Annotated in this window: 30 protein-coding genes; 13 read left to right on the forward strand and 17 right to left on the reverse strand. The window is 75.4% G+C overall.

Annotated features, from left to right (window positions below):
• Positions 1–53: 53 nt before the first annotated feature.
• Positions 54–800 carry an SDR family oxidoreductase gene (locus tag ACH4SE_RS17485; RefSeq protein WP_398544266.1) on the reverse strand — a complete coding sequence of 249 codons (747 nt, stop codon included), beginning with the start codon at positions 798–800 and terminating at the stop codon, positions 54–56.
• Positions 801–1,059: 259 nt separating this feature from the next.
• Here ACH4SE_RS17485 and ACH4SE_RS17490 point away from each other — a divergent pair, with 259 nt between their 5' ends.
• A complete protein-coding gene (locus ACH4SE_RS17490; protein WP_398544553.1) occupies positions 1,060–1,821 on the forward strand; it encodes a GntR family transcriptional regulator in 762 nt (253 codons plus the stop codon).
• Positions 1,822–1,892: 71 nt separating this feature from the next.
• On the opposite strand, the gene ACH4SE_RS17495 is transcribed toward ACH4SE_RS17490, so the two are convergent.
• The 5 genes from ACH4SE_RS17495 to ACH4SE_RS17515 all read right to left on the reverse strand — a co-directional run bounded on the left by ACH4SE_RS17495 (position 1,893) and on the right by ACH4SE_RS17515 (position 7,055).
• On the reverse strand, positions 1,893–3,050 hold the full coding sequence (locus ACH4SE_RS17495) for an ROK family protein (protein WP_398544267.1): 1,158 nt from the start codon (positions 3,048–3,050) through the stop codon (positions 1,893–1,895).
• Between the two features lie 127 nt (positions 3,051–3,177).
• Positions 3,178–3,753: a G/U mismatch-specific DNA glycosylase gene (gene mug / locus ACH4SE_RS17500; RefSeq protein WP_398544268.1), complete on the reverse strand. Its 576-nt coding sequence runs from the start codon at positions 3,751–3,753 to the stop codon at positions 3,178–3,180.
• Between the two features lie 14 nt (positions 3,754–3,767).
• Positions 3,768–5,201: an adenylosuccinate lyase gene (purB, locus tag ACH4SE_RS17505; protein WP_398544269.1), complete on the reverse strand. Its 1,434-nt coding sequence runs from the start codon at positions 5,199–5,201 to the stop codon at positions 3,768–3,770.
• 44 nt (positions 5,202–5,245) lie between these two features.
• Positions 5,246–6,154, reverse strand: a complete 909-nt coding sequence (locus tag ACH4SE_RS17510; protein ID WP_398544270.1) for an SGNH/GDSL hydrolase family protein — start codon at positions 6,152–6,154, stop codon at positions 5,246–5,248.
• 61 nt (positions 6,155–6,215) lie between these two features.
• On the reverse strand, positions 6,216–7,055 hold the full coding sequence (locus tag ACH4SE_RS17515) for a helix-turn-helix transcriptional regulator (RefSeq protein ID WP_398544271.1): 840 nt from the start codon (positions 7,053–7,055) through the stop codon (positions 6,216–6,218).
• Between the two features lie 103 nt (positions 7,056–7,158).
• On the opposite strand from ACH4SE_RS17515, the gene ACH4SE_RS17520 reads away from it, so the two are divergent.
• Complete coding sequence (locus ACH4SE_RS17520) at positions 7,159–7,869, forward strand: SDR family NAD(P)-dependent oxidoreductase (protein WP_398544272.1); 711 nt, start codon at positions 7,159–7,161, stop codon at positions 7,867–7,869.
• Between the two features lie 12 nt (positions 7,870–7,881).
• On the opposite strand, the gene ACH4SE_RS17525 is transcribed toward ACH4SE_RS17520, so the two are convergent.
• From ACH4SE_RS17525 to ACH4SE_RS17535, 3 genes are all read right to left on the reverse strand, one after another.
• On the reverse strand, positions 7,882–8,898 hold the full coding sequence (locus ACH4SE_RS17525) for a hemolysin family protein (protein WP_398544273.1): 1,017 nt from the start codon (positions 8,896–8,898) through the stop codon (positions 7,882–7,884).
• A complete protein-coding gene (locus ACH4SE_RS17530) occupies positions 8,895–10,226 on the reverse strand; it encodes a hemolysin family protein (RefSeq protein WP_398544274.1) in 1,332 nt (443 codons plus the stop codon). The genes ACH4SE_RS17525 and ACH4SE_RS17530 overlap by 4 nt, the downstream gene beginning before the upstream one ends.
• An 87-nt stretch (positions 10,227–10,313) precedes the next feature.
• The gene (locus ACH4SE_RS17535) at positions 10,314–10,742 is read right to left on the reverse strand and encodes a GNAT family N-acetyltransferase (RefSeq protein WP_398544275.1); all 429 of its coding nucleotides are present in this window, start codon (positions 10,740–10,742) and stop codon (positions 10,314–10,316) included.
• A 147-nt stretch (positions 10,743–10,889) separates the two neighbouring features.
• Between ACH4SE_RS17535 and ACH4SE_RS17540 the strand changes: the two genes are divergently transcribed.
• Both ACH4SE_RS17540 and ACH4SE_RS17545 read left to right on the forward strand, forming a co-directional pair.
• A complete protein-coding gene (locus ACH4SE_RS17540; protein ID WP_398190322.1) occupies positions 10,890–11,117 on the forward strand; it encodes an antitoxin in 228 nt (75 codons plus the stop codon).
• Complete coding sequence (locus ACH4SE_RS17545; RefSeq protein ID WP_398544276.1) at positions 11,114–11,491, forward strand: fic family toxin-antitoxin system, toxin component; 378 nt, start codon at positions 11,114–11,116, stop codon at positions 11,489–11,491. The genes ACH4SE_RS17540 and ACH4SE_RS17545 overlap by 4 nt, the downstream gene beginning before the upstream one ends.
• A 30-nt stretch (positions 11,492–11,521) precedes the next feature.
• Here ACH4SE_RS17545 and bioD read toward each other — a convergent pair whose 3' ends face one another.
• The 3 genes from bioD to bioB form a co-directional block, all read right to left on the reverse strand.
• A complete protein-coding gene (bioD, locus tag ACH4SE_RS17550) occupies positions 11,522–12,253 on the reverse strand; it encodes a dethiobiotin synthase (RefSeq protein ID WP_398544277.1) in 732 nt (243 codons plus the stop codon).
• Between the two features lie 170 nt (positions 12,254–12,423).
• Positions 12,424–13,749: an adenosylmethionine--8-amino-7-oxononanoate transaminase gene (locus ACH4SE_RS17555; RefSeq protein WP_398544278.1), complete on the reverse strand. Its 1,326-nt coding sequence runs from the start codon at positions 13,747–13,749 to the stop codon at positions 12,424–12,426.
• Positions 13,742–14,920: a biotin synthase BioB gene (gene bioB, locus ACH4SE_RS17560; protein ID WP_398544279.1), complete on the reverse strand. Its 1,179-nt coding sequence runs from the start codon at positions 14,918–14,920 to the stop codon at positions 13,742–13,744. The genes ACH4SE_RS17555 and bioB overlap by 8 nt, the downstream gene beginning before the upstream one ends.
• Before the next feature lie 195 nt (positions 14,921–15,115).
• Between bioB and ACH4SE_RS17565 the strand changes: the two genes are divergently transcribed.
• Positions 15,116–16,294 carry an aminotransferase class I/II-fold pyridoxal phosphate-dependent enzyme gene (locus tag ACH4SE_RS17565; protein WP_398544280.1) on the forward strand — a complete coding sequence of 393 codons (1,179 nt, stop codon included), beginning with the start codon at positions 15,116–15,118 and terminating at the stop codon, positions 16,292–16,294.
• A 5-nt stretch (positions 16,295–16,299) separates the two neighbouring features.
• On the opposite strand, the gene ACH4SE_RS17570 is transcribed toward ACH4SE_RS17565, so the two are convergent.
• Together ACH4SE_RS17570 and ACH4SE_RS17575 are read right to left on the reverse strand one after the other, a co-directional pair.
• Positions 16,300–16,551 carry a DUF397 domain-containing protein gene (locus tag ACH4SE_RS17570; protein WP_398544281.1) on the reverse strand — a complete coding sequence of 84 codons (252 nt, stop codon included), beginning with the start codon at positions 16,549–16,551 and terminating at the stop codon, positions 16,300–16,302.
• Positions 16,548–17,441 carry a helix-turn-helix domain-containing protein gene (locus ACH4SE_RS17575; protein WP_398544282.1) on the reverse strand — a complete coding sequence of 298 codons (894 nt, stop codon included), beginning with the start codon at positions 17,439–17,441 and terminating at the stop codon, positions 16,548–16,550. The genes ACH4SE_RS17570 and ACH4SE_RS17575 overlap by 4 nt, the downstream gene beginning before the upstream one ends.
• Positions 17,442–17,730: 289 nt before the next feature.
• Here ACH4SE_RS17575 and ACH4SE_RS17580 point away from each other — a divergent pair, with 289 nt between their 5' ends.
• Positions 17,731–18,162, forward strand: coding sequence for an ATP-binding protein (locus ACH4SE_RS17580; RefSeq protein ID WP_398544283.1), 432 nt, complete (start codon positions 17,731–17,733; stop codon positions 18,160–18,162).
• Positions 18,163–18,203: 41 nt separating this feature from the next.
• On the opposite strand, the gene ACH4SE_RS17585 is transcribed toward ACH4SE_RS17580, so the two are convergent.
• The 3 genes from ACH4SE_RS17585 to ACH4SE_RS17595 form a co-directional block, all read right to left on the reverse strand.
• Entirely contained in the window at positions 18,204–18,689 is a 486-nt protein-coding gene (locus ACH4SE_RS17585) for a C40 family peptidase (protein ID WP_398544284.1), read from the reverse strand.
• A 512-nt stretch (positions 18,690–19,201) separates the two neighbouring features.
• Positions 19,202–19,516, reverse strand: coding sequence for a hypothetical protein (locus ACH4SE_RS17590; protein WP_398544285.1), 315 nt, complete (start codon positions 19,514–19,516; stop codon positions 19,202–19,204).
• Between the two features lie 5 nt (positions 19,517–19,521).
• Positions 19,522–20,157: an ATP-dependent Clp protease proteolytic subunit gene (locus tag ACH4SE_RS17595; protein WP_398544286.1), complete on the reverse strand. Its 636-nt coding sequence runs from the start codon at positions 20,155–20,157 to the stop codon at positions 19,522–19,524.
• Positions 20,158–20,215: 58 nt separating this feature from the next.
• On the opposite strand from ACH4SE_RS17595, the gene ACH4SE_RS17600 reads away from it, so the two are divergent.
• The 7 genes from ACH4SE_RS17600 to ACH4SE_RS17630 all read left to right on the forward strand — a co-directional run bounded on the left by ACH4SE_RS17600 (position 20,216) and on the right by ACH4SE_RS17630 (position 25,242).
• Entirely contained in the window at positions 20,216–20,506 is a 291-nt protein-coding gene (locus ACH4SE_RS17600; RefSeq protein ID WP_398544287.1) for a type II toxin-antitoxin system Phd/YefM family antitoxin, read from the forward strand.
• 92 nt (positions 20,507–20,598) lie between these two features.
• Positions 20,599–20,901, forward strand: a complete 303-nt coding sequence (locus ACH4SE_RS17605; protein WP_398544288.1) for an urease subunit gamma — start codon at positions 20,599–20,601, stop codon at positions 20,899–20,901.
• Positions 20,902–20,910: 9 nt separating this feature from the next.
• Entirely contained in the window at positions 20,911–21,222 is a 312-nt protein-coding gene (locus tag ACH4SE_RS17610) for an urease subunit beta (RefSeq protein ID WP_398544289.1), read from the forward strand.
• The gene (locus tag ACH4SE_RS17615) at positions 21,215–22,936 is read left to right on the forward strand and encodes an urease subunit alpha (RefSeq protein WP_398544290.1); all 1,722 of its coding nucleotides are present in this window, start codon (positions 21,215–21,217) and stop codon (positions 22,934–22,936) included. Before ACH4SE_RS17610 ends, ACH4SE_RS17615 begins: the two co-directional genes overlap by 8 nt.
• A gap of 6 nt (positions 22,937–22,942) precedes the next feature.
• Positions 22,943–23,647, forward strand: coding sequence for an urease accessory protein UreF (locus tag ACH4SE_RS17620; protein ID WP_398544291.1), 705 nt, complete (start codon positions 22,943–22,945; stop codon positions 23,645–23,647).
• Positions 23,648–23,662: 15 nt separating this feature from the next.
• The gene (gene ureG / locus ACH4SE_RS17625; protein WP_398544292.1) at positions 23,663–24,346 is read left to right on the forward strand and encodes an urease accessory protein UreG; all 684 of its coding nucleotides are present in this window, start codon (positions 23,663–23,665) and stop codon (positions 24,344–24,346) included.
• Positions 24,343–25,242: an urease accessory protein UreD gene (locus tag ACH4SE_RS17630; protein WP_398544293.1), complete on the forward strand. Its 900-nt coding sequence runs from the start codon at positions 24,343–24,345 to the stop codon at positions 25,240–25,242. Before ureG ends, ACH4SE_RS17630 begins: the two co-directional genes overlap by 4 nt.
• The last annotated feature ends 177 nt before the right edge of the window (positions 25,243–25,419 follow it).

Here is a 25,419-nt window from a genome sequence, read left to right on the forward strand (position 1 = left end):
CTGTGCCCGTGGCCGCGCACCGCGCACCCGGGCCGCCGCGCGGGCGGCCCGGCTCACAGACCCCCGGCGATCCGCAGCACCGCGCCCGTGGTGTACGACGCCTCCGGCGACAGCAGCCACGCCACCGCCCCGGCGATCTCCTCCGGCTGGCCCGGGCGGCGCATCGGGACCCGCTCGGGATTGCGCCAGGGCCGCTGCGGGTCGCCCATCGCGGCGTGGATGTCGGTGACCACCATGCCCGGCTGCACCGAGTTGACCCGCACCCCGTCCGGGCCCAGCTCCTTCGACAGGCCCACCGTCAGCGCGTCCACCGCGGACTTGCTCGCCGCGTAGTGCACGTACTCGCCCGGGCTGCCGAGTGTCGCGCCGCCGGAGGAGATGTTGACGATCGCGCCGCCCTCGCCGCCGTACCGCGTCGACATCTCCAGTGCCGCGCGCCGGGCGCACAGCAGCGCACCCATCAGGTTGACGTCCACCACCCGGCGCATGACCTCGACCGGTGTCTCGGTGAAGCGGCCCAGCGGCCCGGTGATCCCGGCGTTGTTGACCAGCCCGGTGACCGCGCCCAGCTGCTCCCTGGCCGCGTCGAAGAAGCCGTCGACCTGCCCGGCGTCGCTGGTGTCGAGCCGGAAGAGCAGGCACGTGCCGCCCTGCTCGCGGATCCGCCGCGCGACGTCCTCCGCGGCGTCCTCGGCCCGCTCGTACCCGATGCCGACGCGGTGGCCGGCCGCGGCCAGCCGTACCGCGACCGCCGCCCCGATGCCCCGGCTGCCGCCGGTGACCAGCGTGACCTCGTCCATCGGCCGTCCGCTCCCTCGTGCCGCCGCGCGGCACCAGGCGCCGCTCGATGATCACGAACACTATCGCAGCATTTCCGGCGAGATCGCGTGAATGCCTGCTCTGTCCCCTTCCTGGCCGCCCGTGCCGGCTCCGGGATTGGTCTTGACCAAGGATGACGGGCCGCTCTATCGTCCTTAGTAGTGCAAGGACCTTTAATAAATACTGGTTAGGAAACAAGGCTGTACAAGCCTTGGGCTGATGGCTGATTGCGAGGACAGGGTGGGGACCACGCAGCTCGAATCGGTGCCGGAGCCGAAGTACTGGCATCTCAAGACGGTGCTCAACGACGCCCTCGACTCCGAGTTCGAGGTCGGCGAGATCCTGCCGAACGAACGCGACCTCGCCGCCCGCTTCGGCGTCGCCCGCGCGACGCTCCGCCAGGCGCTGGAGCAGCTCGAACTGGAGGGCCGCCTGCAGCGCCGCCGCGGCGTCGGCACCACGGTCGCCCCGCCGCGCATGGGTGTGTCCGTCGGCCCGTCGGCCGGTGTGTGGCCCGGCGCGGGGCGCGACGCGTGGGAGACCGCCGGGTGCGTCGAGGCCGTGGCGCCCGCGTCGGTCGCCGCGCTGCTCGGCACCGGGGCCGACGAGGCGGTGCACACGGTGCGCCGGGCCCGCGTCATGCGCGGCCAGCCGGTCGCCGCCGAGCTGCTGTACGTCCCGCGCTCCTCCGTCCCCGGCCTGCCCGCCGACCTGACGCCCGCCGCGCACGCCCCTGCCGTCCTGGACGAGTTGCACGCCCTCACGCTGGAGGGTGAGGACCGCGCGGTCGAGCTGGGCTCCGCCCGCGCCGACGACGCCAAGCAGCTCGACCGGCTCCCCGGCGCCCCGGTCCTCGTCGTGACCTCGCGCTACTACGCGGGCGGCCGGGTCGCCGCCGTCTCGGTGGCCACCTACCGTGCCGACACGTGCAAGCTCACGTTCGGCGACGCCGGCGCCTTCGAGGTCACCCACCACCAGCAGAGCGACCGCCAGGCCTCCTGACCCGGCACGCGGCGAACGCAGGGCCCGCCCCCGAGCCGGGGCGGGCCCTGACGCGCAGTCCGGTCAGCGGTTCAGCGCAGCGCCATCGACGTCTGCTGCACGGTGAAGAGCTGCTCCTCGACATGGTCCAGGGCCAGCCGCAGCGCGCCCGTCGCGATCGCCTCCTGCCCCAGGGCGGACAGCACCACCCGCGGAGTGCGCAGGCAGTAGCGTGCCAGCTCCGCGCGCAGCGGCTCCAGGATGCCGTCCAGGCCCGCCGCCCAGCCGCCGACGACCACCAGCTCCGGGTCGATCGCGAGCACCAGCGCCGCCACGTCGTGCACCAGCCGGTGCAGGAAACGCTGCACCGCGTGGGTCGCCTGCGCGTCGCCCTGCCGGGCGAGGGTGAAGACCCGCGTCACGGCCGGCTCGTCCAGCGGGTGCAGCGGCTCGCCGGTCGTCGACAGCAGGTGCTCGGGCGTCGCCTCCTGGCCCAGCAGGTGCAGTGCGCCGATCTCGCCTGCCGCGCCGCCGAAGCCGCGGTGCAGCCGGCCGCCGATGAGCGAGCCCGCCCCCGGGCTGAGCCCGGCGAGAACGAAGACCACGTCGTCGGTGCCGACCGCCGCGCCCTTCCAGTGCTCGGCGACCGCCGCCACGTTCGCGTCGTTCTCCACCAGCACGGGACAGCGGAAGGACCGCCGCAGCCGCTCGCCGAGCGGCAGCCCGGTCCAGCCGGGCAGCGCGGTGCCCAGCCGCACCTCGCCGTCCGTCTCGACGATGCCGGGGCTGCCGACGCCCACCGCCCACAGGGTGCTGCGCGCGACACCCGCCTTGCGCAGCAGTTCGGCGACGGTGCCGCGGACCCGCTCCAGGCGGTCGTCGGCGCTCGCGCCCTCGTCGACGTCCCGGCCGTGCGAGCCCAGCACCTCGCCGCCCAGGTCGGACAGCACGACGCGGATCTGGTGGGCGCCGATCTCGATGCCCAGCAGGTGCCCGGCCTCGGCGTGGAAGCGGAAGCGCCGCGCCGGCCGGCCCTGCTTGCGGGTGTCGCCGGCCTCCGGGCCGACCTCCACCACCAGGTCCGATTCCGTCAGGCCCTCGATGACGCCCTCGACGGTCGGCCGGGACAGGCCCGTGCTCTGCACCAGTTCGGTCAGCGTGGGGGTCTGCGCCCCGCGCAGGGCGTGCAGGACGACCGCGGAGTTGATCCGCCTGAGCAGGGACGGGTCCCCGCCGGTGAGTCGCCCCACGTATGTCCTCCCAGACTGTGCCTGTGTGTGGCGGATCGTACCGGGCGCGGGGCCACGCGGCGAGTGCGGTCCCGTTACGTTTGGGTGCCGTCGCCGCCGTCCCGCCCGGCGCGGCGCTGACGAGTCGTCAGCCGCGCGGGGCGGGCAGCACGGTCGCCGCGGCGCGCAGCCGGCCGAACTCCGCGGCGAGCGCCGCCGGTGTCCAGTGGGCGTTGAGCCCGCTGGGACTCGGCAGCGCCCAGATCCTGGTGCCGCCCAGCGTCCGCGGCTGCGGGCCGACCTGCGCGCGCGGCTCGGCGAAGGCCACCCGGTAGGCGGTCACCCCGAGCACCGCCAGCCACGCCGGGCGGTGCTCGGCGACCTTCGCCGCGAGCAGCCGCCCGCCCTCGACCAGCTCCTCGCGGCTCAGCTCGTCGGCCCGCGCGGTCGCCCGCGCCGCCACGTTGGTCACGCCCAGCCCCAGGTCCAGCAGCTCCGCCTGCTCCTCGGGCGCGAAGCGGCGCGGGGTGAAACCGGAGGCGTGCAGCGCGGGCCAGAAGCGGTTGCCCGGCCGGGCGAAGTGGTGGCCGGTGTGCGCCGACATCAGTCCGGGGTTGATCCCGCAGAACAGCACCCGCAGGCCGGGCCCGAGCACGTCCTCCAGCGTGCGGCCGCGTGCGGCCGCCAGCTCCTGCGCGGAGGGCGTGGACGGCCGGGGCGGCACGGCGGGCGCGGACGTCAGAGGATCGCCCCCGGGCGGTACGCGGCCGCCTCCGGACGGGCCTTGACGACCTCCTCGATCCGCCGGACGACCTCGGCGACCTGGCCCGCGGCCGCGCCGGTGAACGACAGCCGGTCGGCCATCAGCGCGTCCAGCTCCGCACGGTCCAGCGGGATCCGCTCGTCGGCCGCGAGCCGGTCCAGCAGTTCGTTGCGCTCGGTGCCCTGCTCGCGCATCGCGAGCGCCGAGGCCACCGCGTTCTCCTTGATCGCCTCGTGCGCGATCTCCCGGCCCACGCCCGCCCGCACCGCGCCCATCAGCACCTTGGTGGTGGCGAGGAAGGGCAGGTAGCGGTCCAGCTCGCGCGCGACGACCGCGGGGAAGGCGCCGAACTCGTCCAGCACCGTCAGGAAGGTCTCCAGCAGGCCGTCGAAGGCGAAGAAGGCGTCCGGCAGCGCGACCCGGCGGACCACCGAGCACGACACGTCGCCCTCGTTCCACTGGTCGCCGGACAGCTCGCCGGTCATCGACGCGTAGCCGCGCAGGACCACCATCAGGCCGTTGACCCGCTCGCAGGACCGGGTGTTCATCTTGTGCGGCATCGCGGACGAGCCGACCTGGCCGGGCTTGAAGCCCTCGGTCACCAGCTCGTGCCCGGCCATCAGCCGGATCGTCTTCGCCGTCGAGGAGGGGGCCGCGGCGAGCTGCACCAGAGTGCTGACGACGTCGTAGTCCAGCGAGCGCGGGTAGACCTGCCCGACGGAGGTGAAGGCGCGCGAGAAGCCCAGGTGCGCGGCGATCCGCTGCTCCAGCTCGGCGAGCTTGCCGCTGTCGCCGCCCAGCAGGTCCAGCATGTCCTGCGCGGTGCCGACCGGGCCCTTGATGCCGCGCAGCGGGTACCGGGCGATCAGTTCCTCGATCCGCTCGTACGCCACCAGCAGTTCGTCGGCCGCGGTCGCGAAGCGCTTGCCGAGGGTCGTGGCCTGCGCCGCCACGTTGTGCGAGCGGCCGGCCACGACCAGCTCCGCGTACTGCCCGGCGAGCTGCCCGAGCCGCGCCAGCACCGCGACCGTGCGGTCCCGCGCCAGTTCGAGGGACAGCCGGATCTGCAGCTGCTCGACGTTCTCGGTCAGGTCGCGGGACGTCATGCCCTTGTGGATCTGCTCGTGCCCGGCCAGGGCGTTGAACTCCTCGATCCTGGCCTTCACGTCGTGCCGCGTGACCCGCTCGCGCTCCGCGATCGAGCCGAGGTCCACCTGCTCCAGGACCCGCTCGTAGTCCGCGACGGCCCCCGCCGGCACCTCGATGCCGAGATCGGCCTGGGCGCGCAGCACGGCCAGCCACAGCCGGCGTTCGAGCACCACCTTCTGCTCGGGGGACCACAGGTCGGCCAGCTCCGTGGAGGCATAGCGGCCGGCGAGGACGTTCGGGATACGCGGCTTGGCTGTCACGTGGGGATTCTACTGGTCCGGGGTCCGCCGCCGGTCCGGCCGGGTCAGCCGGCCGCCTCGGACGGCAGCGGCGCCGCCTCCGGCGGCTGCGGAGCCGCCGCGGGCCCGGGCACCGCCGCGACGGGTCCCCACGGGAGCAGTTCGGGGCGCTTGGCCGGGCGGCCGTCGCCGGACGAGCGGCCGGTCAGCCGGCGGCCGATCCACGGCAGCAGGTGGCGGCGCGTGAAGGAGGCGTCGGCACGGCGCCGGGCGGTCCAGCCGGGGCGCACCGCGGGCGGCAGCGGCGTCCGCCAGTCGGCGCGCGCGGGCAGCCCGAGGGCCTGCCACACCGCCTCGGCGACCCGCTCGTGGCCCTCGGCGGTCAGGTGCAGCCGGTCCTCGCCCCACATGCGCGGGTCGCCCAGCACCTCGGCCCCGTACAGGTCGACCACGACCGCGCCGTGCCGCGCCGCGAGGTCGTCGACGAAGGCGAAGAGCTGCTCCATGCGCGGCAGGAAGCGGGTGGCGACCGGGCCGCGGCGGGCCGGGCTGCGCATCAGCACCAGCTGCCCGCAGGAGGGGGCGAGCCGTCCGGCCGCGTCCGCCAGGTGCGCGCACACCGCGTCGACGTCGCAGCCGGGGCGCAGCACGTCGTTGAGCCCGCCGACCAGGGTGACCAGGTCCGCGCGCATCGCGGCCGCCGTGTCCACCTGGTCGTCGACGATCTGCCGGATGAGCTTGCCGCGCACCGCGAGGTTGGCGTAGCGGAAGCCGCCGCCGTCCCCCGCGCCCGGCAGCTCCGCCAGCCGGGCGGCGAGCAGGTCGGCCCAGCCGCGGTAGCTGCCGTCCGGCAGCAGGTCGGACATGCCCTCGGTGAAGGAGTCGCCCAGGGCGACGAAGCTCGTGTACGGCCCGGGCGGCGCGGCCCGGTCCGCGGACGTCACCGGGCGGGTGTCTGTGGTGTCGCTTTCCATCGCGGCGCGATCCTACCGGCCGGCTCCGGCCGGTGGTGCGCCCGGCCACGGGCCGCGCGCGCTACGCGGTGCCGGTCAGCTTCTGGGTGCCGATGACGGACAGCAGGGCGAGCTTCTCGGCGTCCTCGGTGCCCGGCTCGGCGGTGAAGACCATGATGCGCAGCTCGCTGCCCTCGACGCTGAGCAGGTCGCAGTCCAGTGTCATCAGGCCCAGTTCCGGGTGGTCGACGGTCTTGCGCGACCCGTCGTGCTCTCCCACCGCGCGGGAGTCCCACAGCTCGGCGAAGCGCTCGCTGCCCGTGCGCAGCTCGGCGATGAGCCGCTTCAGCCGCTGGTCCGCGGGGTAGCGGGTGGCGGTCGCGCGCAGCGCGCCGACCTGCGCCGCCTCCAGCGTTTCCAGCGACCGGGCGGAGTGCACGACCCGGGGGTTGCCGCGGCCGAGGAAGTGCCGCCACACCGCGTTGCGCTCCTTGCCGTGGAACTCGCCCATCAGCGCGTTGTGCAGCGGGTTGGCCAGCAGCAGCGTCCAGGCCGCGTCGGACACCGCCACCGGCGTCCCCGAGAGCCGGTCCAGCAGGCGCTGCACGCTCGCCGGGATGTAGGCCGGCACCGTCCCGCGGCCCGGTGGAACCAGGCCCGCGGTGCGGAAGAGCTGCTCGCGCTCCGGGCCCGACAGCCGCAGCGCCCGGCCCAGCGCCTCGACGACCTGCTCCGAGGGGTTGGCCGAGCGGCCCTGCTCCAGCCGCGTGATGTAGTCGACGGAGATCCCGGCGAGCATGGCCAGTTCCTCGCGGCGCAGCCCGGCCGCCCGCCGGTGCCCACCGGTCGCGAGCCCCGCCGACTCCGGTGAGACGCGGTCCCGCCAGCGCCGCAGGGTGTGCCCGAATTCCGTGGTCGCCATGCCCCCACTGTGGCACCGCGGCCGGTCCGCCGTCCTGGTACTGCCGGTCCCAGGAAGCCGGGGGCGCTGGCCGCCGGCCCGCGCCCGGCCGCACGGTGGGGGCATGACATCGACACTGATCACCGGGGCGAACAGGGGGCTCGGCTTCGAGGCCGCCCGCCGGCTGGTGGCCGCGGGCCACACCGTCTACCTCGGCTGCCGGGACGTGGGCCGGGGCCGGGCCGCGGCCGGGGCACTGGGCGCCACCGCCGTGCCGCTGGACGTCACCGACGACGACTCGGTCGCGGCCGCGGCCGAGCTGATCGGGGCGGCAGGCGGCCTCGACGTCCTGGTCAACAACGCCGGCGTCCAGCGGGAGATGGCCGCGGACGGCACCGTCACCGGGGCGGCCGGCCTCACCCCCGAGATGATGAGCGGCACCTTCGCGACGAACGTCTTCGGCATCGTCCGCGTCACCCGTGCCTTCCTGCCGCTGCTGCTCCGGTCGGCGGCCCCGGTCGTCGTCAACGTCAGCAGCGGCCTGGCCTCGCTCACCCGGGTCGCCGATCCGGGCACCCCCGCGTACGCGTACCCGGGCGTCGCCTACCCGGCGTCGAAGGCCGCGGTGAACATGCTCACCGTCCAGTACGCCAAGGCCTTCCCGCAGATCCGGGTCAACGCCGTCGAGCCCGGCTACACCGCGACGGGCCTCAACGGCGGGCGCGGCAGGCAGACCGTCGAGGAGGGCGCCGAGATCATCGTGCGGATGGCGCAGACCGGCCCGGACGGCCCCACCGGCGGCTTCTTCGACGCCGAGGGGCGGCTGCCGTGGTGACCCGCCGCGTCCTCACGGGCGGCCGGGGCCGACCAGCCGCTTGAGGACGTCCTCCATGGTGACCAGCCCCACCCCGCGGCCGTCGGCGTCCACCACGGCGGCCAGGTGCGCGCTGGCGGCGCGCATCGCGGTGAGCACGTCGTCCAGCGGGGTGGCCGCGCCGACCCGGGTGACCGGCCGCAGCGCGGAGCGCGGGAAGGCGGCGTCCCGCGGCTCGGCGTCCAGCGCGTCCTTGACGTGCAGGTAGCCGAGCACGCGCCCGTCGCCGTCCGCGACCGGGAAGCGGGAGAAGCCCGAGCGGGCCGCGAGCGCCTCCAGCCCGGCCGGGGTGATGCCGACCGAGGCACGCACCACCTGGGCGGCGGGCAGCACGATCTCCCCGACCGGCCGGCGCCCCAGCTCCAGCGCCTCCCGCAGCCGCCCGGTGGCCCGCTGGTCCAGCAGCCCCGCGGCGCCCGCGTCGGCGACCATCGCGGCCAGCTCGTCGTCGGAGAACACCGCGCCCACCTCCGAGCGCGGCTCCACCCGCAGCAGCCGCAGTCCCGCGTTCGCCAGCGCGTTGACCCCGAAGATCACCGGCCGCAGCCCGCGGGTGAAGCCCACCAGCGGCGGCCCCAGCAGCAGGGCGGAGCGCACCGGGTCGGCCAGCGCGATGTTCTTCGGGACCATCTCGCCGAAGAGCATGTGCAGATACGTCGCCAGCGCGAGCGCCACGACGAAGGCGACCGCACGGATCGCCCCCTCCGGCGCGCCCGCGGCGTGCAGCACCGGCTCCAGCAGATGGGCGATGGCCGGCTCGGCGACGATGCCGAGCACCAGGGTGCAGGCCGTGATGCCGAGCTGGGCCGCGGCCAGCAGCGGGGCCAGGTGCTCCAGGCCCCACAGCACGCGCACCGCCCGCCGGTCGCCCTCCTCCGCGCCCGCGGCGACCTGGTCGCGGCGCACCGAGATCATCGCGAACTCCGCGCCGACGAAGAAGGCGTTCACCACCAGCGTGAGCAGCCCCACGAGCAGCTGGACGGCGGTCATCGCGGCGCTCCGCCCGCCCCGCGCGGCGGGGACACCAGGCGCACCCGCGCCGCCCGGTGCCCCGACGCGTCCTCCACCTCCACGAGCCAGCCGTCCAGCCGGAGCCGGTCGCCGCGCTCGGGGATCCGGCCGAGCCGCTCGGCGACCAGACCGGCCAGCGTCTCGTACGGGCCGTCCGGCACCCGCAGCCCGATCCTCGCCAGCTGGTCCTCGGTACGGGTCGCCCCGTCCGCACGGTACGTCCGCCGGCCGTCCGGCTCCTCGTGGACGAACAGCAGATCGGGCTCCTGGAGGGGGTCGTGCTCGTCCCGCACCTCGCCGACGACCTCCTCGACGATGTCCTCCAGGGTGGCCACGCCCGCGGTTCCGCCGTACTCGTCGATGACCACCGCCATCGCACGCGTCCCCGACAGCCGGTCCAGCAGCCGGTCGGCGGCGAGCGACTCGGGCACCAGCAGCGCGTCCCGCAGCAGGTCGGTGACCGGGGTACGGGCGCGCCGGCCCGCGGGCACGGCCAGCACGTCCTTGATGTGCACGGTGCCGACGACCGCGTCGAGCGTGCCGCGGACGACCGGGAAGCGGGACAGCCCGGTGGCCCGCGTGGCGTTGGCGACGTCCGCCGCGGTCGCCTGCGCGTCCAGGGCCGTCACCTGCACCCGCGGTGTCATCACGTTCTCGGCGGTGAGGTCGGCGAGGCCCAGCGTGCGGACGAACAGCTCGGCGGAGTCCGGCTCCAGCGCGCCCGCCTTCGCCGAGTGCCGGGCGAGCGCCTTGAGCTCCTGCGGGCCCCGCGCCGAGGCCAGCTCCTCGGCGGGCTCCAGGCCCATCCGGCGCAGCACCCGGTTGGCGGTGCTGTTCAGATGCCGGATCAGCGGGCCGAAGGCGGTGGTGAAGGCGCGCTGCGGGCCCGCGACCGCCTTGGCGACCGGCAGCGGACGCGAGATCGCCCAGTTCTTCGGAACCAGCTCGCCGACGACCATCAGCACCACCGTGGACACCGCCGTGCCCAGCACCAGCGCCAGCGAGGAGGCCGTGGCCCGGCCCAGACCGGCCGCGCGCAGCGGGCCGCGCAGCAGTTCGGCGATCGAGCCGCGGGCCAGCATGCCGATGACCAGGCCGGTGACGGTGATGCCGAGCTGCGCCCCCGACAGCTGCACCGTCAGCGAGCGCACCCCGGCGAGTGCCGCCGCCGCGCCCCGCTCACCCTCCCGCGCGGCGCGCTCGACCTCGCCGCGTTCGATCGTGGTCAGCGAGAACTCCGCCGCGACGAAGACGCCGCAGGCGAGACTGAGGAGCAGGGCCAGCAGCAGGAGCAGCGCTTCGGTCATCGGACACCTCGCCCCCCATCGTCGGCCACCGCCCGCGCCCCCGCACCCGGCGTGCGCCGTACGGGCCCCGCGCGGGACGCCGGCGGGTCACGCCCGGCGCAGCGGCTTCGTCCAGCGCCGCCAGTGCGGTTCGGGCGCGTAGCCGGCGGCGCGCCAGGCGTGGTGGGCGCGCTCGTTGCGCTCCAGGACCATCGCGTCGCCGCGTCGCCCGCCCAGCGCCCGGAAGCGCTCCTCGGCCGCGTCCAGCAGCGTCCGTGAGAGGCCCTGGCGGCGGGCGCCGGGGTGCACGGCCAGCCGGTAGAGGTGGCAGCGCCATCCGTCGAAGCCGGCGATCACCGTGCCGACCAGCTCCCCGTCGCGTTCGGCGAGCAGCAGGGCACCGGGGTCGGTGGCGATGAGCCGGGCGACCCCGGCCTCGTCGTCGGTGATGCTGGTGCCCTCGGCGGCCACCTGCCAGAAGGCCAGCACAGCGGTCGCGTCGGCAGGGACGGCGGGCCTGATCAGGGGATTTCTCATGCGCCGCATCCCATCACCGGCGTCCCGCCCCCGGCCCGCAATTCCGGGATACGAGACGGCGCGGTGCGGGGCGGCGGCCCGGCCGCACGGCGCTGCGGGAGGCCGGTGGCCTTGCCGCTACTAGCGCCGCGGCGCTAGCGTGGTGCCATGGCCAAGACCCAGTTGAACGTGCGGGTGGACGAAGCCACCGCCGAGACCGCGCGGGAACGCGCCTCGCAGCGCGGCATCAGCGTGAACCGCTACATCGAGGAACTGGTCCGGCGGGACGAGGGCGAGAGCGGCAGGGCGTTCGTCCAGGCCGCGGCTGATTTCATGAAGGAGTACGAGGCGGTCTTCGCGGAGGAGTTCGGCGACAGGGACACGAGCCCGCGTTGAGCCTGACCATCGACCTGGCCTGGCTGCTGATGGTCGCCGAGCACAACACCCCCGGCGACTCCCTGGTCACCGACTGGGGCGCGCTGGTGGCGGCCGTCGGCAGGCACAAGGCCGAGATATTCGGCGTCCCCGTCTACCCCGACGACCACGTGCGCGCCGCGTCGCTGCTCCAGCTGCTGCTGCACGTCCCCGCCCTCGAACGCTCCAACGCGCTCTTCGCCACCGCCGTCGCCTACGCCTACCTGGTGGCGGGCGGGCAGCACGTGACGACCACGCCCGAGCGGGTGCGCGACCTGGCCCGGCTGGTCAAGGACGGGTCGGTGGGCATCGACCGCATCGCCGACGAGCTGCGGGCCTGGACCGTCCCGGCCTGACCCCCGCGCCCGCCCCCGGGCCGCCCCGCCTCAGGAGGCGAACGGCGGCGGGGCGTAGACCTGCGCGAAGGCCTCCCCGTCCCACGTACCGCCCAGCTGCGGGGCCAGCCAGTCCGGTGCGGCCGCGCGGAAGGCCGCCGGGGACAGCGCGCCGGCCCCCTGCGGCAGCGCGCCGAGCAGCGGCGCGCCCGCGACCTCCGGGACGTCGGCGACGTTGCAGCGCTCGGCGAGGTCCGGCTCACCGCGCCAGCTGCCGAAGATCACCCCGGCGCAGCTCAGGCCCCGCTTGGCCAGCGCCTCCACGGAGAGCGCGGTGGCGTTGAGCGTGCCCAGCCCCGGCTGAGCCACCAGCAGCACCCGGGCGCGGACGAGCGCGGCGGCGTCGGCGAGCGTGGCGCCCTTCTCGTCGTAGCGGACCAGCAGCCCTCCCGCGCCCTCCACCAGCACCACGTCGTGGACGGCCGACAGCTTCGCGGCCGCCTCCGCGATGTCCTCGGGCCCGACGGCGCGGATGCCGGCGCGGGCGGCGGCGGTGGCCGGTGCCAGCGGCTCGGGGTAGCGGGCCAGCTCCACCGCCGTGACGGCACCGGCCAGCCGGGCCACCTCCGCGGCGTCGCCCGGTTCGCCCTCGGCCACCCCGGTCTGCGCGGGCTTGAGCACTGCCACGCTCAGCCCCTGCGCCAGGGACGCGGCGGCCACCGCGGCGGTCGCCATCGTCTTGCCGACCTCGGTGTCCGTACCGGTGATGACCACGATGGCCATGGATGTCGCTCCGTTCCTCGTCGTCCTGCGCCGTCCCGCCCCTGCGGCCGGCCCCGCGCTCACTGCCGCGGCTCGGGGCACCCCTGCCCCGCCGTGCCGTTCCCATCCGGCTTGCGCCAGGTTTTCACCCGCCCGCCGCCGCTGTGCCCGCGGCCCCCCGGGCGCGGCCGTCACCCCGCCCGGGCCGCGTCCCGCACCGCGGCGCAGATCCGCGCCACGTCCTCGTCGCCCGTCACGTAGGGCGGCATCGTGTAGACGAGGTCGCGGAAGGGCCGCAGCCACACCCCGGCGCGCACCGCGGCCCGGGTCGCCGCTGCCGTGTCCACCTCGTGGTCGAGCTGCACCACACCGATCGCGCCGAGCACCCGCACGTCGCGCACGCCCGGCAGCCGCGCGGCCGCGGCGAGGCCGTCGCGCAGGCCCGTCTCGATCCGCTTGACCTGCTGCGCCCAGTCCTGGCCGAGCAGCACGTCCAGGGAGGCGTTCGCGACCGCCGCGGCCAGCGGGTTGCCCATGAAGGTCGGCCCGTGGGCGAGCACCGGCACCTCTCCGCGGGAGATGCCCTCGGCGACCGCGGTGGTGCACAGCGCCGCCGCCATCGTCAGGTACCCGCCGGTCAGCGCCTTGCCGACGCACATCACGTCGGGGCTGACGCCCGCGTGCCCGGTGGCGAAGAGCGCGCCGGTGCGGCCGAACCCGGTGGCGATCTCGTCGAGGACGAGCAGCACGCCGTGCTCGTCGCACGCCTCCCGCAGCACCCGCAGGTAACCGGGGGAGTGGAAGGTCATCCCGCCCGCGCCCTGCACGACCGGCTCCACGACCACCGCCGCCAGCTCGTGCGCGTGCCGCGCCACCAGGGCGCGCAGCCGCCCGGCGTAGGCGGGGTCCGGCCCGGCGTCGAAGCCGGGCGGGGGCTGCTCGGCGAAGACCTGCTCCGGCAGCACGCCCGACCACAGGTGGTGCATGCCGCCCTCGGGGTCGCACACCGACATCGGCTGCCAGGTGTCGCCGTGGTAGCCGCCGCGCCAGGTCAGCAGCCGGCGCTTTTCCGGGCGGCCGAGCGAGCGCCAGTACTGCAGGCACATCTTGACCGCGACCTCGACCGACACCGAGCCGGAGTCGGCGAGGAAGACGTGCCGCAGCGGTTCGGGCGTGATCTCCACCAGCCGCGCGGCCAGCCGGACGGCCGGCTCGTGGGTGAGGCCGCCGAACATCACATGGCTCATCCGCCCGAGCTGGTCGCGCACGGCCGCGTCCAGCACCGGGTGGCGGTAGCCGTGGATCGCCGACCACCACGACGACATGCCGTCGACCAGCTCGTCACGCCCCTGCGCGGGCACCGCGAGCCGCAGCCGCACGCCCTCCGCCGACGCCACGACCAGCGGCTCCTGGCGGCCGGGCATCGGCCCGTACGGGTGCCAGACGTGCTCGCGGTCCAGCCCGAGGAGCACCTCGGGCGGCAGTGGGGAGCCGGGCAGGGGCGCGGGCTCAGGCATTGGGCGGCAGGTCCGTTCCCGCACCCCGGCGGCGTACCGCGACCAGGTCCGTCCGCGCGCCCTGCACGGTGGGTCCGGCCTCCGTCTCCGCGGGTGCGTGCGCGCCGGCGCACGCGGTGTCGCCGCAGCCGCCGCAGCCGCCGTCGTGCGCGCCGCACATCCCGGCGGCGCGGTGCGCGGGCAGCGTCGTGGTGCCCGCGCCCTCCACCTCGAAGCCGGCGTCGGCGATCATGTCCAGGTCGGCCTGGCCGGCCTGGCCCTCGCTCGTCAGGTAGTCGCCCAGGAAGATCGAGTTGACCAGGTGCAGGGCGAGCGGCTGCATCGTGCGCAGGTGCACCTCGCGCCCGCCCGCGAGCCGTACCTCGACGTCCGGGCACACGAACCGGACCATCGCCAGGATGCGCAGGCAGCGCTGCGGGGTGAGGTTCCACTCCTTGGCCAGCGGAGTGCCCTCGAAGGGGATCAGGAAGTTGACCGGCACCGAGTCCGGGTCCAGCCCGCGCAGCCCGAAGACCACGTCCACCAGGTCCGCGTCGCTCTCGCCCATCCCCGCGATGAGCCCCGAGCACGCCGACAGCCCGGCGGCCTGCGCCTGCTGCACGGTGTCGACCCGGTCGGCGTACGTGTGGGTCGTGGTGATCGTGCCGTACGTGCTCTCCGAGGTGTTGAGGTTGTGGTTGTACGCGTCCGCGCCGGCCGCCCTCAGCCGCTCGGCCTGGCCACCCGTCAGGAGGCCGAGGCACGCACACACCTCCACGTCCTCGTTGCGCTCCTTGATGGCCGCGATGGTCTCCGAGACCCGCTCGACGTCACGGTCGGTGGGCCCGCGCCCGCTCGCCACCAGGCACACCCGCTTGGCGCCCCCCGCGACCCCGGCGCTCGCCGCGTCCGCGGCCTGCTCCGGCTTCAGCCAGGTGTACTTGAGGATGCCCGCCTGCGAGCCCAGCCGCTGCGAGCAGTACGAGCAGTCCTCCGGGCACAGCCCGGACTTGAGGTTGACCAGGTAGTTGAGCTTCACGCGGCGCCCGAACCACTTGCGGCGCACCCGGCCCGCCGCGGCCACCACGTCGAGCAGCTCGTCGTCGGAGGTCGCCAGCACGGCGAGCGCCTCGTCCCGGGTGGGCAGCTCGCGGCGCAGCCCCTTGTCCACCAGTGCGGTCAGCAGATCCATGAGGGGATACTCGCCTACCCGGTGGCCCCAGGCCAAGGACGGACCGTACAAGAGCGGTGGCCGCCGGTGTGTGCATCACCACACCCTGTGCACGATCGCGGGCCAGTACGTTGCAGGGGGGAGGCCGCCTCCCGGGCCGCCCCGCCGCCGCCCCCGTACCCTGACCGTCCCCGAACCGCACCCCGAAGGACCGCCGTGACCAGCACACCGCCCGCCGCCGGGCAGCCCGGCCCCTTCGGCTGGATCGCCGAGCAGGCCGCCGTACGCGCTGCCGCGGGACTGCGCCGCGAACTGCGGCCGCGGGCGGCGGAACCGGGCCTGCTCGACCTCGCCGGCAACGACTACCTCGGCCTCAGCCGGCACCCCGAGGTCACCGCGGCGGGCGCGCGGGCGTGCGTGACGTGGGGCGCCGGGGCGACCGGCTCCCGGCTGGTCACCGGCAGCACCGCGCTGCACGCCGAACTGGAGGCGGAACTGGCCGCCTTCACGGGCTTCGAGGCCGCGCTCGTGCTCGCCTCCGGCTACGCCGCCAACCTCGCGGCGGTCACCGCGCTGACCGCCGCAGGCGGCCTCATCGTCTCCGACGCGGCCAACCACGCGTCCCTCATCGACGGCTGCCGGCTGTCGCGGGCGGCCACCGAGGTCGTGCCGCACGCCGATCCGGCGGCCGTGGGCAAGGCGCTCGGCCGGCACGCCGGGCCGGCCGCCGTCGTGAGCGACACCGTCTTCTCCGTCGACGGCGACGCCGCGCCGCTGGCCGCCCTGGCCGCGGCCGCGCGCGAGCACGGCGCCGCGCTGCTGCTGGACGACGCGCACGGGCTCGGCGTCCTCGGCCCCGGCGGGCGCGGCGCCGCGCACGCCGCGGGTCTCGCGGGGGCGCCCGACGTGGTGTGCACGGCGACGCTGTCCAAGGCGCTCGGCGCGCAGGGCGGCGTCGTGCTCGGCCCCGCCGGTGTCATCGGCCATCTGGTCAACACCGCGCGGACGTTCATCTTCGACACGGGGCTCGCGCCGGCCGCCGCGGGCGCCGCGCTCGCCGCGCTGCGGCTGCTGCGGCGTGAGCCCGGGCGGGCGGGCCGCGCGCTCGGCGCGGCCCGCGACTTCCACCGCCGTTTCACCGCCGCCGGTCTCGACGCCACGGCGCCGGACGCGTGCGTGGTGTCCGTCCGCGCGCCCTCGCCCGCGGCGGCGGTGGAGTGGGCCGCCGCGTGCCGGGCCGCGGGACTCGCGGTGGGCTGCTTCCGCCCCCCGTCCGTCCCGGACGGTGTCTCCCGGCTGCGCGTCACGGCCAACGCGGCGCTGACCCCGGCAGAGATCGCGGCAGCGGCCGGCACCGTCGTCGCGACGGCGCCGGCCGGGGCGTTCCGCGGCTGACGTTTCTAACGGGCGCCGAGCGCCCCCGTGTTGACGGCGTCCACGAACGACGCCCAGGCGGCGGGCGCGAAGAGGAGGGCCGGCCCGGCGGTGTCCTTGGAGTCGCGGACCGCGACCGGCCCGGAGGACAGCCGGGCCGTCTCCACGCAGTTGTTCGCCGCCGTGCTGTGGCTGCTGCGCCGCCAGGCGACGTCCAGCTCCAGGCTGGACGGAACGTGGGCGTGCGGCTCGCGAGCCGCCGGGATTCGCGCAGTCATGCTGTCGGTGCCTCCTTAGTGCGCCGCTGCAACCGCGAGAAATCCGCCCCGATTTCCGTGATCATCGCAGCTGATTCCGCACACGGGAGCGCGCGATCACACAATCGGGCGAACGCGGCGGTGTAAGCGGCGATGTCTTCTTTCCGATCGACACAGAGACTACCCGTCAGATGGTCGAGAACCACCACGTCCAGATCCGCAGTGCGCGGAAAGGAGAAGATGACGAAAGACCCCGTCACGCCGGTGTGGCCGCCCGCGGCGAACGGCAGCACCTGCAGGGAGACCTGCGGGAGTTCGGCCGCCCGCGCGAGCCACCGCAGCTGGTCGGCCATCACCTCCGGACCGCCGACGCCCCGGCGCAGGACGGCCTCGTCGAGCACCGCGCTCAGTTCGAGCGGCGGGTCCTGCTCCAGCAGCACCGCCTGCCGGGCGATCCGCACCTCGGCCAGCGCGTTCACCTCCCGCGGGCTCAGCTGCGGCAGCACGTCGCGGGTGAGCGCGCGGGCGTAGCCGGGCGTCTGGAGCAGCCCCGGCACCACGGTCGTCTCCAGGGACCTGGCCCGGGTGGCGCCGGTCTCCAGGCTGATGAAGTCGCGGTACTCGTCCGGCAGGACCTCGCGGAAGCCGTGCCACCAGCCGCGCTGGTGGCCGTGCCCGGCCAGGGTGTGCAGCAGGTCGCGGACATCGCGGTCCCGTACGGAGTAGGCGTCGAGCAGCAGGTTGACGTCCTCGACGCGGACGCTGCTGTGGCCGGTCTCGATACGGCTCACCTTCGACTGGTGCCAGCCCACCCGCCGGGCGGCCTCGCCGCTGGTGAGCCCCGCGAGGTCGCGCAGCCGGCGCAGCTCGGCGCCGAGCCGGCGCCGGCGTACGGCGGGCACTCGTTCCATGTCCTCTCGCCCTCCTGGCTCCGGGCGGCCCGCGGGTGTTCCGGCCGCCGGTCGCGTTCCGTCCTCGTCTCCCCGATACGCCAGTCTGCCGAGGACGGGCGTTCTCCCGCGGCAGAGTTCACCGTTTTGAGCGACAGATATATGCAGACTGCTGTGCGGCGGCCGCATTGGCGGCACGATGAGTGCATTCTGGCGCGAACCCGGCGAATACCGGGGCGGCCCAATTCCCGCCCCGTACCTGCCCGGTGCGCACCGGAGCCAGGTCACGGCGGGAAAGGGAAGCGTCGCCATGGCAGATCTTCAGGAAGCGTCCGTCACCCTGCCGAGCGAACCCGCCTCGGTGACGGCGGCCAGGCGGTACGTCTGCGGGGTGCTCGCCGACTGGGGGCTGCCCGCGGGCGCACCGGCCGTCGACACCGTGCGCCTCATCGTGTCCGAGCTGGCCACCAACGCCGTGCTGCACACCTCCGGCCTGTCGCCGACCTTCACCGTCGACGTACGCCTGGAGCGGTCCGAGCAGCTGCACATCGGCGTCACCGACAGCCACCCGCGATGGCCGCGCCAGGCCACGGTGTGCCCGCAGCAGCAGGACAACGGCCGCGGGCTGGTCATCATCCGCCACCTGACCGCCGAGTCCGGCGGCAGCCTGCGGGTCGCCCCGACCGTCGACGGCGGCAAGACCGTGTGGATCGTGCTGCCCTGGGCCGTCCCCGTCGCCTGACGCGGGCCGCGGGAGGGGCCGCCGGAACGGCCCCGCGGCGGTCAGACGCGCCCGTACCAGACGCTGCGGGTCCAGATGTGTTCCAGGCGCACCCGGGCACCCGTCTTCGGGGCGTGCCAGATCTCGCCGCCGCCCGCGTAGATGCCGACGTGGTAGACGGAGGTCGCGGACGATCCGCTGTGGAAGAAGACCAGGTCGCCGACGTGGCGGGCGGAGGCGGAGATGTGCCGGGTGCTGCGGTACTGGGCGGCGGCGGTGCGCGGCAGCCGCTTGCCGGCCTTGCGGAAGGAGTAGAGGGTCAGCCCCGAGCAGTCGAAGCGGGAGGGCCCGGTGGCGCCCCACTGGTAGGGCGAGCCCTTCTTGGAGGCCGCCACGCCGAGGGCCCTGACACCCGCCGTGGCGGCCTCGGCCTGCTGGACGGCGCCGGGCAGCAGGGACGGTACGGCGACGGCGGCGGCGGTGAGCACGGAGGCGGCCCCGAGGCGGGACAGGCGTGCGGAAGCGGACTTTGCGACAGGCGCGGTCATGCGCAACCCTTCGTCGTCGGCCTGCGAAGGATGGCCTGTCGGGTTCGGGCAGGCGAAGATGCCCGGCCGCGTGCTGCGGCTTCACCCCAAGGGGCGGTCCCGGAGTGCCGGGTCCGGCCCCGTCGTGCGTGGGTCCTCCGCTCCCGCCGTTGCACTCGTGTCGACCTGGCGTCCGCACGCCGGCGGGACTCGGCGTCCGTGCGGACCGCCCCGCCACGGCGGCGGGGGCTTGTCGTCACCACGGATCGTGACGCACACGGCACGCCGGTACCCGGTCGGAAACGCCCGGTGTGAGCCTCGTCACGTTTGCTCCGACCGGGTGGTCCGGCTGCTCCCTTCCGGTGGTCGGCGCCCGTGCCGAGCGCTGTGACCTGCACGATCGGGGCGCCACCCGTGCCGGCCGGCGCAACCGCAGGTCCCGCCCGCGGCCGCGCGCCGCTGGTCCGATGGGATGAGGGGGGTTCGGCCGACAAGGGGGTGGGCCGCGCCGCAGTGTGACGGTGCGTCGGCCGTCACGGCGCGGGCGGCCCCGGTTCCGGCGCCACGACCGCGAGCGAGGACCGGCGTTCGCCGTCCAGCACCCGCAGCGCCCGCCCCAGCGTGGCGTGGTGGAGTTCGGTCTCGCCGCGCAGGTGCATCACCGTCAGTGCCTCGCGCAGCGCCAGCGCCCGGCCGACGAGCGCCTGCGCGGCGCGCAGCGCCCCGTAGGTGTCGGTGCAGCGGGAGGGGTTGACGCGGCCGAGCAGGTCGACGGCCTCCAGGTAGCAGTCGACGAGCTCGCCCTCGGAGCGGGTGAGCGCCGGCAGCGGCGGCGGTTCCGGGCGCACCGGGCTCACCGCGCGCCGGTGGCCGGGCCGCCGGTCTTGCGGCTGCTGGTGAGCCGGTCGGCGAGGCCGTAGCCGACGGCGGAGGCGGCGTCGAAGACCTTGTCGCGCTCGATGTCCGCCCGGATCCGCTCCGGCTCCTGCCCGGTGTGCCGCACCAGCAGCGCCTCCAGCTTGTCGCGTGTGCGCAGCAGCTCGTTCGCCTGGATCTCCAGGTCCGACACGTCGCCCTGCACCACGTCGCCCAGCGACGGCTGGTGGATCAGGATCCGGGCGTAGGGGGTGATCATCCGCTTCCCCGGCGCCCCCGCCGCCAGCAGTACCGCCGCGGCGGACGCCGCCTGCCCGATGCAGACGGTCGCGACGTCGCAGGTCACGTACTGCATCGTGTCGTAGATCGCGGTCATCGAGGAGAAGGAGCCCCCCGGCGAGTTGATGTAGAGGTGGATGTCCTGGTCGGGGCTCGCGCTCTCCAGGTGGATGAGCTGGGCCATCACGTCGTTGGCCGACGTGTCGTCGATCGGGGTGCCCAGGAAGACGATCCGCTCCTGGAGCAGCTTGGAGTACGGGTCCGTGGTGCGGGTGCCGCTGCTGCTGCGCTCGGTGAACTCCGGGAGCACGTAGCGGGCGGTGGGTCGGATCATGCGGGCACCTCCGTGCGTACAAAATGTACAGGACGTACAGGTCGTTATGATGGGGAGCATGACCCATGACGTCCCGGTGACACAAGCGCGAGCCGAGCTCGCGGAGCTCATCAACCGCGTGGTCTACGGCGGTGAGCAGGTGGTGCTGACCCGGCACGGCAAGCCGCTGGTGGCCCTGGTGTCGGCCGCTGACCTGCAACGACTGCGCGATCTCGATGCCGCCGCGGACGAGCAGCCGATCGTCGCGGTCACCACGGCGACCACGCCCCCGTCCGCCACGGGCGAACGCCGCAGGTTCGGCATCGTTGCCGAGCACCGCGGCCCCACCCCGGGGGACCGCCGCCCGTAACAGGGGTTAACGCGCCCGAAACGCCGCCGCCGTAACCTCGCGCCCCAGGCCCCAACTGCCCGGAGACGGGCCGGAGATGGCGAGGTGCGGCGGTGCGGTTGACCCCTCACGAGCAGGAACGCCTGCTCATCCATGTCGCGGCCGACGTGGCCGAGCGGCGCCGCGCCCGCGGCCTGCGCCTCAACCATCCCGAGGCGGTCGCGCTGATCACCGCCCACGTCCTGGAGGGCGCGCGGGACGGACGCTCCGTCGCGGAGCTGATGCGCACCGGCCGCACCGTCCTGACCCGCGCGGACGTCATGGACGGGATCCCCGAGATGATCCCCGACGTCCAGGTCGAGGCCACCTTCCCGGACGGCACCAAGCTCGTCACCGTCCACGAGCCGATCGTCTGAGGGGGCGGCATGATTCCCGGAGAGATCGTGTACGGTGACGCGCCCGTCGTGCTCAACGCCGGCCGCCCGGTCACCCGGCTCACGGTCGTCAACACCGCCGACCGGCCCGTCCAGGTCGGCTCCCACTACCACTTCGCCGAGGCCAACCCGGGCCTGGACTTCGACCGCGCCGCCGCGCGCGGGCTGCGGCTGGACATCCCGGCCGGGACCGCGGTGCGCTTCGAGCCCGGCATCCCCGCCGAGGTCGCGCTCGTGCCGATCGCCGGCGCCCGGGTCGTGCCCGGGCTGCGCGGCCAGGTCGCGGGAGCGCTCGATGACTGAACTCGCCCGCCCCCGCTACGCCGACCTCTACGGGCCCACGACCGGCGACCGCATCCGGCTCGCCGACACCGACCTGCTCATCGAGGTCGAGCGCGACCTCGCGGGCGGCCCCGGACACGCCGGTGACGAGGCCGTCTTCGGTGGCGGCAAGGTCATCCGCGAGTCCATGGGGCAGGCCCGCACCACCCGGGCCGAGGGCGCGCCGGACACCGTGATCACCGGGGCCGTCGTGCTCGACCACTGGGGGGTGGTCAAGGCCGACGTCGGAGTGCGCGACGGCCGGATCACCGCGCTCGGCAAGGCCGGGAACCCCGACACCATGGACGGCGTCCACCCGGACCTGGTCATCGGCCCGGAGACCGAGATCATCGCGGGCAACGGCCGGATCCTCACCGCCGGGACGATCGACGCGCACGTCCACTTCATCTCGCCCACCCTCATACCCCAGGCCCTGGCCTCCGGCGTGACCACCGTGATCGGCGGCGGCACCGGCCCCGCCGAGGGCAGCAAGGCCACCACCGTCACCCCCGGCGGCTGGCACCTGGCGCGCATGCTCGCCGCGCTGGAAGGCTTCCCGGTCAACGTCGGGCTGCTCGGCAAGGGCAACACCGTCAACCCGGACGCGCTGCACGCCCAGCTGCGGGCGGGCGCGCTGGGCTTCAAGATCCACGAGGACTGGGGCGCCACGCCCGCCGTGATCGACGCGTGCCTGCGGGTCTGCGAGCAGACCGGCGCGCAGCTCGCGCTGCACACCGACACCCTGAACGAGGCGGGCTTCGTCGAGGACACCCTCGCCGCCGTCGCCGGCCGCGGCATCCACGCCTACCACACCGAGGGCGCGGGCGGAGGGCACGCGCCCGACATCATCACCGTCGTCGCGCACCCCAACGTGCTGCCCTCGTCCACCAACCCGACCCGCCCGCACACCGTCAACACCGTCGAGGAGCACCTCGACATGCTGATGGTCTGCCACCACCTCAACCCCGCGGTGCCCGAGGACCTCGCCTTCGCGGAGTCCCGCATCCGCCCGTCCACCATCGCCGCCGAGGACGTGCTGCACGACCTGGGCGCAATCAGCATCGTCAGCTCCGACTCGCAGGCCATGGGGCGCATCGGCGAGATCGCGCTGCGCACCTGGCAGACCGCGCACGTCATGAAGCGCCGCCGCGGCGCCCTGCCCGGCGACGGCCCCGCCGACAACCACCGGGCGCGCCGCTACGTCGCCAAATACACCATCAACCCCGCGGTGGCGCAGGGCCTCGACCACGAGATCGGCTCCGTGGAGCCCGGCAAGCTCGCCGACCTGGTGCTGTGGCACCCGGCCTTCTTCGGCGTCAAGCCGGACCTGGTGATCAAGGGCGGGCAGATCGCCCACGCCCAGATGGGCGACGCCAACGCCTCCATCCCGACCCCGCAGCCGGTGCTGCCCCGGCCGATGTTCGGCGGTACGGGCACGGCGCCCGCCGCCAACTCCGTCACCTTCGTCACCCAGGCCGCCCTGGACGACGGGCTGCCCGAACGACTCGGCCTCGCCAAGCCCTTCGCCGCCGCGCGCAGCACCAGGGCCGTCACCAAGGCCGACATGCGCGGCAACGACGCGCTGCCGGACGTGCGCGTCGACCCCGACACCTTCACGGTCACGATCGACGGCGAGCCGGCCGAGGCCGCGCCCGCCGCCGAACTGCCCATGGCCCAGCGCTACTTCCTCTTCTGAGCCGCCATGACACCCGCCGAGCCCCCTCCCGGCCCAGGAGCCCTCGCCGCCCTGCTGCTGCTCTGCGACGGCCGCTTCCCGGCCGGCGGCCACGCCCACTCCGGCGGCGCCGAAGCCGCCGTCGCCGACGGGCGGGTGCACGACCCGGCCACCCTCGCCGGCTACTGCCGCGGCCGGCTGCACACCACAGGACTGGTCGCCGCCGCACTGGCCGCGGCGGCGGCCGCGGGAGCCTACCCGCTCGGCCTCGACGACGCGGCCGACGCCCGCACGCCCTCGCTCGCCCTGCGCACCGCCTCGCGGCGGCTGGGCCGCCAGCTCACCCGGGCCGCCCGCGCCACCTGGCCGTCCGCCGCGCTGGAGGAGCTCGCCGCGGCCCGACCGCGCGGCGCCCACCAGCCGGTCGTGCTGGGCCTGGTCGCGCGGGCCGCGGGCCTGGGCCCCTCCGGGGCCGCCCGCGCCGCCGCCTACGAGGCCGCCACCGGCCCGGCCGGCGCCGCCGTCCGGCTGCTGGGCCTCGACCCCTTCGACGCCGCCGGCGTCCTCGCCGGGCTCGCCCCGCAGATCGACGCCGTCGCGGACGCCGCCGTCCGCGCCGCGGACCGCGCCCTGACGCACGGCCCCTCCGCCCTGCCCGCCGCCTCCGCGCCGCTGCCGGACATCGCCGCCGAGCAGCACGCGGCCTGGCCGGTGCGGCTCTTCGCCTCCTGACCCCCGGAGCCCCTCATGCACCGTGACCACCCCGAGGTCTTCCCCGAGCGGTACGCCCACTCCGCCGGCGCCCTCCGCCCCGACGGCCGCCGCCGCGCGCTGCGGATCGGGCTCGGCGGCCCGGTCGGCTCCGGCAAGACCGCGACCGTGGCGGCGCTGTGCCGGGTGCTGCGCGACCGCTACGCCATCGGCGTCGTCACCAACGACATCTACACCCGCGAGGACGCCGACTTCCTGCTGCGCAACGCCGTGCTGCCGCCGGAGCGGATCGTCGGCGTCGAGACCGGCGCGTGCCCGCACACCGCGATCCGCGACGACATCTCCGCGAACCTGGAAGCCGTCGAGGACCTGGAGGACACGGTCGGGCCACTGGACCTGGTGCTCGTCGAGTCGGGCGGCGACAACCTCACCGCCACCTTCTCCCGGGGCCTGGCCGACGCGCAGATCTTCGTGATCGACGTCGCGGGCGGCGACGACATCCCCCGCAAGGGCGGCCCCGGTGTGACCACCGCCGACCTGCTGGTCGTCAACAAGACCGACCTCGCCCCGCACGTCGGCGCCGACCTGGACCGTATGGCCCGCGACGCGGCCGCCCAGCGCGGCCCGCTCCCGGTCGTCTTCACCTCCGTCGCACGCGGCGACGGCATCGCGCCGGTCGCCGCGTGGGTCGGCGAGCGCCTCGCGGCCTGGACCGCATGACCCCGCCCCCCGGTGGCGCGCCTCCGTCCGCGAGTGCCGTCGCGGACACGGCGGCCGGGCCCGCAACGGCCGCGGCCGGCGCCGGTGGTGCGACCGCCGCACGTGCCGAGCGGAACGGCGCCCCCGGCACCGGCGCGGAAGCCGGCTCCGCCGGCGCCGTCAGCGCCACCGCGCGGATCCGTGCCGAGGACGACGGACGGGGCGGCACCGTGCTGCCGCTGCTGGCCGGGGCCGCGCCGCTGGCCCTGCGCCGCACCCGCGCGGAGCGCGCGGGCTGGGCCCGCGTCACCGTCGTGGGGGCCATGAGCGCGCCGCTCGGCGGCGACCGGCTGCGTGTCGAGGCCGATGTGGCGCCCGGCGCGCGGCTGGTCGTCGACGCGTCCGCCGCGACCGTCTCGCTGCCCGGCCGCTGCGGACGGCCCGCGCACTACGACGTCGTCCTCACCGTCGGCGCGGACGCCGAACTGCACTGGCTGCCGGAACCGGTGATCGCCGCGCGCGGCAGCGACCTGCGGATGACGACCCGTGTGGTGCTGGCCCCCGGTGCCCGGCTGGTGCTGCGCGAGGAGCTGGTGCTCGGCCGGCACGCCGAGCCGACCGGCCGGCTCGGCACCCGGCTCACCGTCACGTACGGCGGCCGCCCGCTGCTCGACCAGGCCCTCGACGTCGGCCCGGGCGCCCCGCCCGGCTGGGACGGGCCCGCCGTCCTCGGCCCGCACCGCACGCTCGGCCAGCTGCTCGTCGTGCCCGCCCCCGACCCGTTGCCCGGCGCCGCGCTGCCGCCGCTCACCTCGCTCACCGCGCTGGCCGGCCCCGGCGTGCTCCTCACCTCGGCCGGCCCGCGCGCCGCCTTCACCGCTGCGGCCCGCGCGCTGACGCGGGCGGCGGGGCGGTGAACGCCGGCGTTCACCGGCAGCGGTTGACGTGCCGTCACCCGGTGGAGGCGCGCGTTCCGCCGGGACGCGGACCCCACCGGGCGGAAATCACGCTTTGATGAAGAATCACTCGCCCGGCCTGTTCACAGCAGCTTCCCCGGGGAAAGGATTCGCTTCTGATCACAGTGATCACCGTGG

Origin of the sequence: Streptomyces sp. NPDC020983 (assembly GCF_044333485.1) — a bacterium.
Lineage (GTDB): Bacteria > Actinomycetota > Actinomycetes > Streptomycetales > Streptomycetaceae > Actinacidiphila.

Excerpts from the sequence above, each read along its gene's own strand:
- ACH4SE_RS17570 (WP_398544281.1), bottom strand. The coding sequence starts at position 16,551 with ATGACTGCGCGAATCCCGGCGGCTCGCGAGCCGCACGCCCACGTTCCG.
- ACH4SE_RS17515 (WP_398544271.1), bottom strand. The coding sequence starts at position 7,055 with ATGGCGACCACGGAATTCGGGCACACCCTGCGGCGCTGGCGGGACCGC.
- ACH4SE_RS17575 (WP_398544282.1), bottom strand. The coding sequence starts at position 17,441 with ATGGAACGAGTGCCCGCCGTACGCCGGCGCCGGCTCGGCGCCGAGCTG.
- ACH4SE_RS17510 (WP_398544270.1), bottom strand. The coding sequence starts at position 6,154 with ATGGAAAGCGACACCACAGACACCCGCCCGGTGACGTCCGCGGACCGG.
- ACH4SE_RS17520 (WP_398544272.1), top strand. The coding sequence starts at position 7,159 with ATGACATCGACACTGATCACCGGGGCGAACAGGGGGCTCGGCTTCGAG.
- bioD (WP_398544277.1), bottom strand. The coding sequence starts at position 12,253 with ATGGCCATCGTGGTCATCACCGGTACGGACACCGAGGTCGGCAAGACG.
- ACH4SE_RS17615 (WP_398544290.1), top strand. The coding sequence starts at position 21,215 with ATGACTGAACTCGCCCGCCCCCGCTACGCCGACCTCTACGGGCCCACG.
- ACH4SE_RS17540 (WP_398190322.1), top strand. The coding sequence starts at position 10,890 with ATGGCCAAGACCCAGTTGAACGTGCGGGTGGACGAAGCCACCGCCGAG.
- ACH4SE_RS17525 (WP_398544273.1), bottom strand. The coding sequence starts at position 8,898 with ATGACCGCCGTCCAGCTGCTCGTGGGGCTGCTCACGCTGGTGGTGAAC.
- ACH4SE_RS17585 (WP_398544284.1), bottom strand. The coding sequence starts at position 18,689 with ATGACCGCGCCTGTCGCAAAGTCCGCTTCCGCACGCCTGTCCCGCCTC.
- ureG (WP_398544292.1), top strand. The coding sequence starts at position 23,663 with ATGCACCGTGACCACCCCGAGGTCTTCCCCGAGCGGTACGCCCACTCC.
- ACH4SE_RS17630 (WP_398544293.1), top strand. The coding sequence starts at position 24,343 with ATGACCCCGCCCCCCGGTGGCGCGCCTCCGTCCGCGAGTGCCGTCGCG.
- ACH4SE_RS17530 (WP_398544274.1), bottom strand. The coding sequence starts at position 10,226 with ATGACCGAAGCGCTGCTCCTGCTGCTGGCCCTGCTCCTCAGTCTCGCC.
- ACH4SE_RS17580 (WP_398544283.1), top strand. The coding sequence starts at position 17,731 with ATGGCAGATCTTCAGGAAGCGTCCGTCACCCTGCCGAGCGAACCCGCC.
- ACH4SE_RS17535 (WP_398544275.1), bottom strand. The coding sequence starts at position 10,742 with ATGAGAAATCCCCTGATCAGGCCCGCCGTCCCTGCCGACGCGACCGCT.
- ACH4SE_RS17610 (WP_398544289.1), top strand. The coding sequence starts at position 20,911 with ATGATTCCCGGAGAGATCGTGTACGGTGACGCGCCCGTCGTGCTCAAC.
- bioB (WP_398544279.1), bottom strand. The coding sequence starts at position 14,920 with ATGGATCTGCTGACCGCACTGGTGGACAAGGGGCTGCGCCGCGAGCTG.
- ACH4SE_RS17555 (WP_398544278.1), bottom strand. The coding sequence starts at position 13,749 with ATGCCTGAGCCCGCGCCCCTGCCCGGCTCCCCACTGCCGCCCGAGGTG.
- ACH4SE_RS17620 (WP_398544291.1), top strand. The coding sequence starts at position 22,943 with ATGACACCCGCCGAGCCCCCTCCCGGCCCAGGAGCCCTCGCCGCCCTG.
- ACH4SE_RS17595 (WP_398544286.1), bottom strand. The coding sequence starts at position 20,157 with ATGATCCGACCCACCGCCCGCTACGTGCTCCCGGAGTTCACCGAGCGC.
- ACH4SE_RS17485 (WP_398544266.1), bottom strand. The coding sequence starts at position 800 with ATGGACGAGGTCACGCTGGTCACCGGCGGCAGCCGGGGCATCGGGGCG.
- ACH4SE_RS17600 (WP_398544287.1), top strand. The coding sequence starts at position 20,216 with ATGACCCATGACGTCCCGGTGACACAAGCGCGAGCCGAGCTCGCGGAG.